Source organism: Mycolicibacterium obuense, assembly GCF_055397605.1.
Genome location: NZ_AP043663.1, coordinates 749,083 through 760,297, shown reverse-complemented (window position 1 = coordinate 760,297; position 11,215 = coordinate 749,083). Strand labels below are relative to the sequence as shown.

Here is an 11,215-nt window from a genome sequence, read left to right as displayed (position 1 = left end):
TCGTCTTCCCCCCCGGTCGACTACTACTTCTCGGCCGCCAGGGCCTGTACCACCCGGCCTGAGACGCCACGGTCGTGATCGCGTAAGACGGTGCGCAGCACCCGTATTCCGTCTCGGAAGGCCCGCAGGTTCGACGCACCGTGGCGGCGCGGCATCTCCATGCTCGGGACCTCGGTGACGCGCAGCCCAGCCTGCATGGCACGCACGGTCATCTCCGCCTCGATCTCGAAACCTGTTGCCTGCAAGGCCATCACGTCGAGGTAGCGCCGATGGAAGGCGCAGTAGCCGTAGCAGAGATCGGTCAGCTCGGCCTTGAATGCCGAATTGAACACCCGCAGCAGGAACTTGTTGCCCAGCCGGCGAAGCGGGGTGATGTCGGAGGAGCCTCCGCCCGCGATGAAGCGCGAGCCCTTGACGAAGTCATAGCCGCTGGACAGGAAGTGGAGGAAGTGCTTGATCTCCTGCGGCGCCATGCTGCCGTCCGCGTCGATCATCACGATCACGTCGCCGGTGGCTGCGCGGAAACCGGTCCGCAGAGCGTCGCCCTTGCCCGAACCTTCCTGGGTGACCACGCGAATGTCCGGCCGGCAGCTCTGCGCGATGATCACGGTGGCATCGGTCGAGTTGCCGTCCACCAGCACGATCTCGTCCACGTCGTCGGTGATCTGCTCGAGCACCCACGCGACGTTGCGCGCTTCGTTGCGGACCGGGATGACGAGGCTGACCGTCATCGTCGGTCGGCTCACGGGCCGCCGGCCCATGCCAGCTCCGGCGCTCAGGCCGGTGCTGTGGTTGGCACCCCGCAGGCTGGCCGTGCGCGGCGCAGTCGCGTCGTGTCCGTTCTGGGCTACCACTTCAGTCACCCTGACTCCCGTTCTGTTCGACCGTTCTGTACGACGTTGGCGACGCTCCCCGTGGTTACTCATCAGTCGCCCACGGCATCAAGAACTTGCGATCAGCGCAAACAAATACGCGTTCGCTGCGCTGCGATCGATCGGATCAGGAGACGTCCGAGTGGAACGCTAGCATCGGACACGTCAGACGTCTAGGCAAAGATTTTGACCTATCAGCTAACCGTTTTGGGGCTCATTTCCAGCGTTCAACTCGAACGGTCAACCATCCCTTTAAACTGCATAAACGTGGCCTGTGTTGCACCTTCGCGAATATTATACGCATTCCAGTCGGTCACAAACTCGTCACAGGTGTGCAGACTTAGCAAATCTCTGATCACCGCAGTCACCACCCCGCAGGTGACACACTTCACAGAAATGTGAATCGTAAAATTTGGCGCGCGGCGTCGCCTGTTAACGTCAAGCAAAATTTTTACATCGGTAACGTTCGGATCCGCAGCCCACGCGCGACTAAGCCTCCACCCGTAGTGGAGGCTCAGACGCAGATATTTCCCGCTCGGGTCAGCCCTCGAGCTTGTACCCGAGCCCGCGCACGGTGACCAGGTGCACCGGGTTGGCCGGATCGGCCTCGATCTTGCTGCGCAACCGCTTGACGTGGACATCGAGGGTCTTGGTGTCGCCGACGTAGTCGGCACCCCACACGCGGTCGATCAGCTGCCCACGGGTCAGCACGCGCCCGCTGTTGCGCATCAGGTACTCCAGCAGGTCGAACTCCTTGAGCGGAAGTGTGATCGCAGAGCCGTTGACACTGACCACGTGGCGCTCGACGTCCATCCGCACCGGACCCGCCTCCAGCACACCGTCATCGATGCCCGCATCGTCGGTGTCGGCGCCGCGGCGCAGCACCGCCCGGATGCGGGCGATCAGCTCCCGCGCCGAGTATGGCTTCGTCACATAGTCGTCGGCACCCAGTTCCAGACCCACGACCTTGTCGATCTCGCTGTCCCGAGCGGTCACCATGATCACCGGCACGCTCGACCGCGAGCGCAGCTGCTTGCACACGTCGGTGCCGCTCATCCCGGGCAGCATCAGGTCCAGCAGCACGATGTCGGCACCGGACCGCTCGAATTCGGCCAGCGCGGACGGCCCGTCGGCCACCACGGTGGCCTCGAAGCCCTCCTTACGCAGGAGGAAGGCCAGGGGATCAGCCAAGGACTCCTCGTCCTCCACGATCAGCACACTGGTCATCGCAGTCCTAGTCCTCTCGGTCGTCATCACTCATCGGGGTCTTCGGAATCGCCGTCGCGCAGATAGGCGGGAATCGACAGGGTGAACGTGGAGCCCGTCCCCGGCTGACTCCACAGCCGGATCGAGCCGTTGTGATTGGCGGCGACGTGTTTGACGATCGCCAGCCCGAGACCGGTACCCCCGGTGGCCCGGGAGCGCGCCTTGTCCACCCGGAAGAAGCGTTCGAACACGCGCTCCTGATCGGCGGGCGCGATGCCGATTCCGCGGTCGGTCACCGCGATCTCGATGAGGTCACCCCGCCGGCGGCGGCTGACGGACACCGAGGAGCCGTTGGGCGAGTAGGCGATCGCGTTCGAGACCAGGTTGGCGATCGCGGTCACCAGCAGCGTCTCGTCCCCGAGCACCTGAAAGCCGGTCGGCGCATCGGTCGTGATCGCGATGTCGGCGTTGTCGGCGGCGACCTTGTGCCGCGACAGCGCCTCGGCGACCACGGTGTCGACGTCGACAGCCTCCAGATCGGGCAGCCGCTCGCCGCCCTGCAGTCGCGAGAGCTCGATCAGCTCGCCGACCATGTTGGCCAGGCGGTGGGACTCGGTGACCATCTTCTCGGCGAAGTGCCGAACCGTCTCCGGATCATCGGACGAGGCGAGCACGGCCTCGGCCAACACGCCCATCGCCCCGACGGGCGTCTTGAGTTCGTGGCTGACGTTGGCCACGAAGTCCCGGCGGGTCGCTTCCATGCGCGCGTGCTCGGACTGATCGTCGACGTAGAGCACCGCGAACCGGCGGTCGTCCTCGGTCAGTAGCCGCACGTGCCCGCGGACCGAGAGCCCGGACCGTCCCGGCCGCTCCCGCTTGCGGGGCGACAGGTCGAACTCGATGTCCTCGCCGGTGGCCAGTGTCCGTTGAGCCGCCTGCCACGCTCTGTCATCGAGCAGTCGGTCGCGGACCACCCCGAGTTCGGTCGCGCGGTCGTTGGTGTACACCACGTCGCGGTAGGTGTCGACGACGACGATCCCGACCGGGGACTGGGCCACCGCGTGACGCAGCATCTGGGACACGGTGATGCCGGTCTGTTCGACCGCGCGGCGCTCACGCCGCTGGCGCAGACGCGGGGCCGCCGCCACGCCGATCACGACACCGATCGTCACGGCGAGCAGTGCCACGACCGCCGCAAGCAGCAGCGCCGAGGAGACACTCACGCGAAAATCGTACGCACTCGGTGAACGTCATCCCAGCAGCGTGCGGCCAAAACCGGACAAGTCACACACTTCCAGACCGATGTTCGGCCCGGCGCCCACCGCCGTTCACCTTCTGTTCGCCGGGCGCCGACGGCCGACTACTTGGCGCCCTGGGCCGCGACCGCCGCGGCGCCCGCAGCCGCAGCGTCGGGATCCAGGTAGGTGCCGCCTGCGACGGTCGGCTTCAGGTCGCCGTCCAGGTCGTAGCGCAGCGGGATACCGGTCGGGATGTTCAGTCCCACGACGTCGTCGTCGGACATCCCGTCGAGGTGCTTGACCAGCGCGCGCAACGAGTTGCCGTGCGCGGCGATCATGACGGTCTTACCGCTGCGAAGGTCGGGCACGATGACCTCGCTGAAGTACGGCACGAAGCGCTCGACCACGTCTTTGAGGCACTCGGTCAACGGCGCCCCGCCGGGCACATCGGCATAGCGGGGATCGGCGTCCTGGCTGTACGTGCTGCCCGGCTCGATCGGCGGCGGCGGGGTGTCGTAGCTGCGCCGCCACGCCATGAACTGCTCGTCGCCGTACTTCGCCTTGGTCTCGGCCTTGTCCAGTCCCTGCAGCGCGCCGTAGTGCCGCTCGTTGAGCCGCCAGTCCCGGTGCACCGGAATCCAGTGCCGGTCGGCCTTGTCCAGGGCGATGTTCGCCGTCGTGATCGCGCGGCGCAGCAGCGAGGTGTAGAGAACATCGGGCAGCCGGTCCTGCCCGGCGATCAGCTCACCCGCTCGGGCGGCCTCGGCGCGACCCTTGTCGGTCAGATCGACGTCGACCCACCCGGTGAACAGGTTCAGCGCATTCCATTCACTCTCGCCGTGGCGAACGAGGATCAGCGTCGCGGTATCTGCCATGCGCCGATCTTCTCACGGGTCAGTTCTTGTCGTGGTCCTCGATGAGATGCTCGAACGCCTTGAGATTCTTCAGCGATTCCCCACGCGAGCGCCGCCACTCCCACTCCTTCTGGATCGAGGTGCGGAAACCCAACTCCAGCAGCGTGTTGAAGTCGTTGTCGACGGCTTCGAGAACCTGACCCAGCACCCGGTCGATCTCCTCTGCGGTCACCGATGCGACGGATATCCGGCCGACGAGGTAAATGTCGCCGACGTTGTCGAGCGTGTAGGCGACGCCGTAGAGCCGGCGGTTGCGCTTGAGCAGGAACTTGTACACGCCCTCGAAGTTCTCGTCGGGCTTGCGGCAGACGAACGCCTCGACGCGGACCGAGTGTTCACCGACCGTGAGGATCGTGTTGGTGGTGAGTCGGCGCTCGCCCGGCAGCGCGACGACCAGCCCGGGCAGACCGCCTGCCGCGCCGTTGTGGACGGTGTAGGGCAGATCGTGTTCGGCGAGCGTGCGCTCGATGACGGCTTGCACGTCCTGTGTGGTCATGCCCGAACTCCCCTGCGCATCGAGAATCGGCGCCCGCCTCTGCGGGCCGCGACGGTCGGAAGGTGACGCCCTCGGTGCTCGTCGATCGCGCGTCCATAGCTGCCGAGCAGGCCGTCGACGGTGTGGCCCCAGGAGAAGCCGGCGGCGTGCTCGCCGGCGGCGCGGCTGAGCGTCGAGGCATCGGCGGCCAGCACGCGGGAGAGCGTGGCGGCCCAGTCGGCGGGATCGTGCCCCTCGACCAGCGCGCCGCTGACCCCGTCCCGCACCGCGACCGGGAGGCCGCCCACCGACGCGGCGACCACGGGTGTGCCGCATGCCTGCGCCTCCACGGCGACCAGACCGAAGGACTCCGAGTAGCTGGGCACGGCGACGACGTCGGCCGCGCGATAGACCGCGACCAGGCCGGCCTGTGATTGCGGCGGCAGGAACGTCACGCGCTCAGCGATACCCAGTTCGGCGGCCAGCCGAACCAGTCCGTCGGGCTGCGCGAGGCCGGATCCTGACGGTCCGCCTGCGATCACCACGTGCGCACCCGGCAGCAGTGCTGCCGCGCGCAGCAGCACGTCGGGTGCCTTCAACGGCTGGATGCGGCCGACGAATGCCACGATCGGCACTGCGGCCGGGAGGCCCAGCGCGGCCCGCGCGGCGGACGCGTCACCGGGGGTGAAGGTGGTCAGGTCGACACCCGGATACACCACGTCGATGTGATCGGGATCGGCGTGATGGAGCGAAACCAGTTGTGCTGCTTCGTGTTCGGTGTTGACGATGAGACGGTCGGCGGCGTCGACGACCTGCTGCTCACCGATCGCACGCAGGGGTGGTTCAGGGGTGTCCCCCTCGGCGAGCGCGGCGTTCTTGACTGCGGCCAACGTGTGCGCGGTGTGCACGAGGGGCACCGCCCACCTGTCGGCGGCCAACCAGCCGACCTGTCCGGAGAGCCAGTAGTGCGAGTGCACGATGTCGTAGTAGCCGGGCTCGTGCGTGGCCTCGGCACGCAGCACGCCTGCGGTGAACGCACACAGCTGCGTGGGCAGATCGTTCTTCTCCAGACCCTCGAACGGGCCGGCGGCCACGTTGCGGACCAGCACGCCCGGCGCCACCTTGACCACCGGCGCGTCTGTCGACGACGTCGCCCTGGTGAAGATCTCCACGTCGACACCGCGCTGCGCCATCTCGAGGGCGGTCCGCAGCACGTAGACGTTCATGCCGCCCGCGTCACCGGTACCGGGCTGCGCGAGCGGTGAGGTGTGCACGGACAACACCGCCACCCGGCGCGGCACGGGCAGGGGGTCGGTCGTCAGACGCACATGTCATGTCTACACCGCGGCGGGAAGACCGCTTGGTCAGGCACTCACCTCGGGGCGGCGGGCCTGGGCACGGCGCATGGCACCCACCGGGTCGGCGAATATGCCACCGAGGGAGACGATGCCGGCCCCCGCCTCCTGGACCCTGTTGCCGAAGGCCGTCATCCGAATGTCACGGTGGCCGAGCACGGAGCGCCTGGCGAAAGCGTCTTCGACGACATCCATCGCGTCGGCGTACTCGGTGAACGCCTGTCCCCCGACCACCAGGTCGTCGGGGTTGAGCATGTCGCGCAGCAGGGCCACCGCCTCGCCGAGGACGCGGGCGCGTTCGGTGACCAGCGCGACGGCCGCCTCGTCCCCCTGCCGAGCCGCGCGCAGCACGGCCGTCACCGTCGACCCAGGGCCGTCGGCAGGCACGATGCGCGCCTTCCGGGCCGCCACGAGGACGGCCTCGTCGCTGACCGTCGACTCCAATTCGCCACTGCCGCCGAGCAGTTCGGAGTGCGCGGGTAGCGCTGCGATCGTGCCGGGGCCGCTGGCCGGCGAATGCACCTGCCCGCCGATGACCAGCGCGTAGCCGACGGTCTCGCGGGCGTACACGTAGAGGCTGGTCGCGGCGCGGCCGGGCGCGCGGCGCTGCCCCAGCAGCAACTCGGCGCCGGCCATCGCATCGACGTGCGCGGCCAGCGACACCGGCAGGCCGAGCGCCTCGGCCAGCACCGGTCCGACCGGCGCATCCGACCAGCCCAGCCGCGGATGGTCGAGGTAGCCGGTGGTGCTGTCGACGACGCCACCGGCGGCGACGCCCACCCACAGCGGACGCCTGCGATGCCACCGGCTCAGGTAGCGCTGGGCGCTACCGGCAATCGCGGTGAGCGCCGCGGCCTGCGGCCCGCGGGGAGTCGGCGTTTCGACGACGTCGAGCGTGCGACCCAGCAGATCGGTCGCGACGATGCTGGTGGTGCGCGCACCGATGTGCACGCCGAGTGCCAGGAACGGTTCGTGGTTGACCTCGACAGGCACCCGGGGCCTGCCGATGGCGCCGGAGACAGCCAGGTCAGCGCGCTCGCGCAGCAGCCCCAACTCGAGCAGCGCGGTGACCTGCCGGTTGACGGTGGCGATCGAGAGATCGGTGACGCCTGCGATCGCGTCGCGGGCGATCGGTCCGCGGTGTCGCGCCGCGGCGAACACCAATGCGGCCGCCGCCTCGGGCACCCGCAGCGCCGGGGGCACGATCTGGTGCACCAGGGCCTGCGGGTAGCGGGCAGCGTCGCCGATCCGCGTGGGCCGCGTGCTCTTGGTGGCCTGAGTGCGGTGCGAGCGGGCGGGGATCGAGCTGGTCATGGAATCGTCTCCGGATCGGTCTGTCAGGGGGCCGGGGGCCACACCTGGCGACGCGATGGGACGGGAAAGTCCGGCTGCAGTCAGGCGCGGCGGGGTGCGCAACAACAACACGCACGCCGCGGGGCAGTCAGAACTGCCGGACTGGTACCGAACACCGGGTCAATGTAGCACGGGGCCTAGGGTTGGGATCATGACGACGCCATCAGATGCCCGACCGGTCGCCGTGGTCACCGGCGCGAGTGCGGGAATCGGGGAAGCAACCGCCAGAACCCTTGCCGCACAGGGCTTTCACGTGATCTGCGTGGCCCGTCGCGAAGCCCCGATCACGGCCCTGGCCGCCGAGCTGGACGGTACTGCGATTGTGGCCGACGTCACTGACCCCGAAGCGGTGGCGGCGATGGCGGGCCGGCTCGACCGGGTCGACGTGCTCGTCAACAACGCCGGCGGGGCACGCGGGCTCGAGTCGGTGGCCGAGGCCGACATCGAGCACTGGCGGTGGATGTGGGAGGCCAACGTGATGGGCACCCTGCACGTCACACGGGCGCTGCTGCCCAAGCTGATCGCCTCGGGCGACGGCCTGATCGTCACCGTCACCTCCATCGCCGCGGTCGAGATCTACGACAACGGCGCCGGCTACACCTCGGCCAAGCACGCCCAGGGCGTGCTGCACCGCACGCTGCGCAGTGAACTGCTCGGGCAGCCGGTGCGGCTGACCGAGGTCGCGCCGGGGATGGTGAAGACGGAGTTCTCGCTCAACCGCTTCGAGGGCGACGACGAGCGCGCCGCGAAGGTGTACCAGGGCGTCACACCGCTGGTGGCCGAGGACGTCGCCGAGGTCATCGGCTTCGTGGCCAGCCGCCCGTCGCACGTCGACCTGGATCTGATCGTGATGCGACCGCGGGACCAGGTCAGCGGCTCGGCCGGCTCTCGGTTCAACCGCCGGACATGACTAGCCGCCGGGGCGGCCGCTGACCGGCTGCGGCGCATCCGACGGCGTGGCCGGCGCGGTGCTCGGGATGCTGCCGGTCTTCTTCTCCTTGGACAGCGCCGACATCGACGTCCACTCGTCCCACGGCACCACCCAGTCCCAGATGTCGCCGTCGGCGTAGGACAGATCGATGCGGGTTCCCGTCACCTCGACCGGATCGCCGTAGAGCGCGGAGTTGAAGTACTCCTGCGAGTTCTCCAGGTTCAGGTTGATGCAGCCGTTGGTGACGTTGGTGTTGCCCTGCGCACCGATGCTGTTCGGGTTGCAGTGGATGAACTCGCCGTTGTTGGAGATGCGCACCGCGAAACGCTCGTGCACGTTGGCGTAGCCGGCGGCCGGGTTGGTCATGTAGAAGTCCTCGTACTTCTCGGTGACCACGTGAATGCCGCTGCGGGTGACGTTGCGGTCCAGATCGCCCTCGCCGTAGCTGCAGGGGAAGTCCATGATCACCGCGCCCGACTCGTCGAGCACCTGGATGCGGTGCGTGGACGCCTCGGCCTTGACCACCTGACGACGGCCGATCGTGAAGTCCAGCGTCGAATCGCTCGCGCCGTAGGCGTCCTGTCCGAACGGCACGCCGTAGAGCTTGGCGTCGACGTGCACGGCGGTGCCCGACGGGTAGTACTCCTTGGTCCGCCAGTGCATGCGGGAGCCGCCGACCTCGTCGGGCAGCCACGCCCAGCTGCCTTCGACCTCGGGCGTCGTGGTGACCTTGACGGCCTTCTCGACCGCGGCCCGGTCCTCGTCGGCGATGGCGGCGTCGAACTGCAGGATGATCGGCGCGGCCACCCCGACCGTCTGACCGTCGGAGAGCTGGAACTGGCCGTTGACCTGCGTGCTCGGGTTCACGGTGGTGAACGACGCCTTGACCGGGACCGATTTGCCGTCCTGCCCGACCACGGTGCCGGCCCAGCGGTACTCGACGCCGTAGCCCAGCGGTTCGGATGCGGTGAATTCGGTGCGGTCGCGATTGAGCGCGCCCGCGACGACCTTGCCGTCGGTGTTGGTGAGGCTGATCTTCTGGAACCAGCCGTTCTCGACCTTGGCCGCGACGCGCGCGGTGGGGGCGACGTCGTCGGCAGCGTTCTTGGGCTGGTAGCTCAGGACCGGCGCGGCGGGAGTGTCGTCGGCGGACTGCCCGGATGCGGCGGTACCGTTCTCGTTCCGGCAGGCAGCCAGAATGCCCGGCGCGGCGATGCCGACCGCCAAGGCGGCAATGGCTCGCCGCCTGTTGATCGGGTTGGCAGGGCTCACGTGTTGCCAGCGTACCTAGAGAACGCACCCGAGCAGAATCGGCTCGGGTGTGAGATCGATCCCGAACTTCGCTGCGACACCGTCGCGAATCGTCCTGGCCAGCGCGATCACATCGGCACTCGTGGCCGCGCCGCGGTTGGTGAGCGCCAGCGCGTGCTTGGTCGACAGCCGCGCCGGCGCGTCCGGCCCGGGATAGCCCTTGCTGAAGCCGGCCCGCTCGACGAGCCATCCCGCCGCCATCTTCACCCCGCCCGGGGCCGGGTAGCGGGGGACCTTTCCCCCCACCTCGTCGGCGATGCGCCGATACTGCTCCTCGGTGACGACGGGGTTGGTGAAGAACGAACCGACGCTCCAGGTGTCGTGGTCTCCCGCGTCGAGCACCATCCCTTTGCCGGCCCGCAGTCCGAGCACCGTCTCGCGCACCCGCTCCGGGTCGGCGCGCTCACCCGCCGCGACGCCCAGGGCCGTGGCCAGCTCGCCGTACCGCAGCGGCGCGCTGCGGCCTGCGGCGTCGAGCCGGAACTCCACCTCGAGCACCACCGCCACCGGCGCGCCCTTGAGAATGCTTGTGCGATAACCGAATCGGAGGTCGTCCGGCGACACCCAGCGGTCCTCGCCGGTCGCCCACTCCAGCAGGCGCACCCTGCTGATCGTGTCGGCGACCTCGGCGCCGTACGCGCCGACGTTCTGCACCGGCGTGGCACCCGTCGACCCCGGAATACCGGAGAGGCACTCCAACCCGCCCAACCCGTGGGCCAGCGAGGCCGCGACGACCTCGTCCCAGACGGCGCCCGCCTCGGCGCGCAGCAGCGGCCCGTCGACCGTGACGCCCCGCGTCGCGATGCGCACCACCGTCGGCGGGCGCAGGTCGTCGGCGAGCACCACGTTGGAACCGCCGCCCAGGATCAATGCCTCCGGCCCGACGGCGCGTAGCACCTCGACCAGCTCCTCGGTCGTGGCGCAGGTGATCAGGCGCGGCGCGACAGGCCCGACGCGCAGCGTGGTCAGCGGCGCCAGCGGCACATTCTCGGCGACCGCCACGCCCGCGATAGACGAAGTGACCACGGGCGGTAACGGTAGCGTGGTTTGCCATGCCGCGTTCATTCGACATGGCCGCCGAGTACGGGGGCACCGTCGAACAGGTGCACCGCGCATTCAGCGACGAGCAGTACTGGCTGGTGCGGCTCGATGGCTCCGGTGCCGACCACGCCACCCTCGACGAGATGACGGTCGGCGCCGACGGCGGACTGCGGATCAAGACCACGCAGACGCTGCGCGCGGACCGGCTCCCTGCCGTCGTCACGCAGTTCCACCGCGGTGACCTCAGTTTCGTCCGGGAAGAGCTCTGGGCTCCCGTCGTCGACGGCCACACCTCGGCCACGGTGACCGGGTCGATCCCCGGCGCGCCTGCCGGGTTGCGCGGGTCCGCGGCGCTGGCACCCGCCGGGCCCGGGTCACGGCTGGCGTTCACGGCGACCGTCGAGGTCCGGGTACCGCTACTGGGCGGCAAGATCGAGAACTTCATCGGCCACCAGCTGGTCGACCTGCTGATCGCCGAACAGCGGTTCACCACGGTGTGGATCGCCGAGAACAGCTGAG

At 68.8% G+C, this 11,215-nt stretch carries 11 protein-coding genes; 2 read left to right on the top strand and 9 right to left on the bottom strand.

The features are described 5' to 3' along the window. Window positions 1-23: 23 nt before the first annotated feature. From ACZ50N_RS03515 to ACZ50N_RS03485, 7 genes are all read right to left on the bottom strand, one after another. Window positions 24-761, bottom strand: a complete 738-nt coding sequence (locus tag ACZ50N_RS03515; RefSeq protein ID WP_082164171.1) for a glycosyltransferase family 2 protein — start codon at window positions 759-761, stop codon at window positions 24-26. A 651-nt stretch (window positions 762-1,412) separates the two neighbouring features. Continuing rightward, window positions 1,413-2,099 carry a two-component sensory transduction protein RegX gene (gene regX, locus ACZ50N_RS03510; protein WP_046364964.1) on the bottom strand — a complete coding sequence of 229 codons (687 nt, stop codon included), beginning with the start codon at window positions 2,097-2,099 and terminating at the stop codon, window positions 1,413-1,415. Between the two features lie 26 nt (window positions 2,100-2,125). Next, window positions 2,126-3,301: a sensor histidine kinase gene (locus ACZ50N_RS03505; RefSeq protein WP_073683111.1), complete on the bottom strand. Its 1,176-nt coding sequence runs from the start codon at window positions 3,299-3,301 to the stop codon at window positions 2,126-2,128. A 137-nt stretch (window positions 3,302-3,438) separates the two neighbouring features. Beyond that, window positions 3,439-4,191 (bottom strand): phosphoglyceromutase, encoded by a 753-nt coding sequence (locus ACZ50N_RS03500; protein WP_046364966.1) that lies wholly within the window; start codon window positions 4,189-4,191, stop codon window positions 3,439-3,441. A 19-nt stretch (window positions 4,192-4,210) separates the two neighbouring features. After that, window positions 4,211-4,726, bottom strand: coding sequence for a type III secretion system chaperone family protein (locus ACZ50N_RS03495; RefSeq protein WP_046364967.1), 516 nt, complete (start codon window positions 4,724-4,726; stop codon window positions 4,211-4,213). Further along, the gene (gene mshA, locus ACZ50N_RS03490; protein ID WP_046364968.1) at window positions 4,723-6,033 is read right to left on the bottom strand and encodes a D-inositol-3-phosphate glycosyltransferase; all 1,311 of its coding nucleotides are present in this window, start codon (window positions 6,031-6,033) and stop codon (window positions 4,723-4,725) included. The genes ACZ50N_RS03495 and mshA overlap by 4 nt, the downstream gene beginning before the upstream one ends. A gap of 36 nt (window positions 6,034-6,069) precedes the next feature. Beyond that, window positions 6,070-7,374 (bottom strand): ROK family protein, encoded by a 1,305-nt coding sequence (locus ACZ50N_RS03485; protein ID WP_464474644.1) that lies wholly within the window; start codon window positions 7,372-7,374, stop codon window positions 6,070-6,072. Window positions 7,375-7,564: 190 nt separating this feature from the next. Here ACZ50N_RS03485 and ACZ50N_RS03480 point away from each other — a divergent pair, with 190 nt between their 5' ends. Beyond that, complete coding sequence (locus ACZ50N_RS03480; protein ID WP_048423381.1) at window positions 7,565-8,323, top strand: SDR family oxidoreductase; 759 nt, start codon at window positions 7,565-7,567, stop codon at window positions 8,321-8,323. Here ACZ50N_RS03480 and ACZ50N_RS03475 read toward each other — a convergent pair whose 3' ends face one another. Together ACZ50N_RS03475 and ACZ50N_RS03470 are read right to left on the bottom strand one after the other, a co-directional pair. Beyond that, window positions 8,324-9,616 carry a L,D-transpeptidase gene (locus ACZ50N_RS03475; RefSeq protein WP_048423382.1) on the bottom strand — a complete coding sequence of 431 codons (1,293 nt, stop codon included), beginning with the start codon at window positions 9,614-9,616 and terminating at the stop codon, window positions 8,324-8,326. It abuts the gene before it with no gap. A gap of 15 nt (window positions 9,617-9,631) precedes the next feature. Beyond that, window positions 9,632-10,720: a UDP-N-acetylmuramate dehydrogenase gene (locus ACZ50N_RS03470; RefSeq protein ID WP_464474643.1), complete on the bottom strand. Its 1,089-nt coding sequence runs from the start codon at window positions 10,718-10,720 to the stop codon at window positions 9,632-9,634. Between ACZ50N_RS03470 and ACZ50N_RS03465 the strand changes: the two genes are divergently transcribed. Continuing rightward, window positions 10,708-11,214, top strand: coding sequence for a DUF2505 domain-containing protein (locus tag ACZ50N_RS03465; protein ID WP_464474642.1), 507 nt, complete (start codon window positions 10,708-10,710; stop codon window positions 11,212-11,214). The genes ACZ50N_RS03470 and ACZ50N_RS03465 overlap by 13 nt on opposite strands. Window position 11,215: the final 1 nt, after the last annotated feature.

Excerpts from the sequence above, each read along its gene's own strand:
- ACZ50N_RS03515 (WP_082164171.1), bottom strand. The coding sequence starts at position 761 with ATGGGCCGGCGGCCCGTGAGCCGACCGACGATGACGGTCAGCCTCGTC.
- regX (WP_046364964.1), bottom strand. The coding sequence starts at position 2,099 with ATGACCAGTGTGCTGATCGTGGAGGACGAGGAGTCCTTGGCTGATCCC.
- ACZ50N_RS03500 (WP_046364966.1), bottom strand. The coding sequence starts at position 4,191 with ATGGCAGATACCGCGACGCTGATCCTCGTTCGCCACGGCGAGAGTGAA.
- ACZ50N_RS03495 (WP_046364967.1), bottom strand. The coding sequence starts at position 4,726 with ATGACCACACAGGACGTGCAAGCCGTCATCGAGCGCACGCTCGCCGAA.
- ACZ50N_RS03485 (WP_464474644.1), bottom strand. The coding sequence starts at position 7,374 with ATGACCAGCTCGATCCCCGCCCGCTCGCACCGCACTCAGGCCACCAAG.
- ACZ50N_RS03480 (WP_048423381.1), top strand. The coding sequence starts at position 7,565 with ATGACGACGCCATCAGATGCCCGACCGGTCGCCGTGGTCACCGGCGCG.
- ACZ50N_RS03465 (WP_464474642.1), top strand. The coding sequence starts at position 10,708 with ATGCCGCGTTCATTCGACATGGCCGCCGAGTACGGGGGCACCGTCGAA.
- ACZ50N_RS03470 (WP_464474643.1), bottom strand. The coding sequence starts at position 10,720 with ATGAACGCGGCATGGCAAACCACGCTACCGTTACCGCCCGTGGTCACT.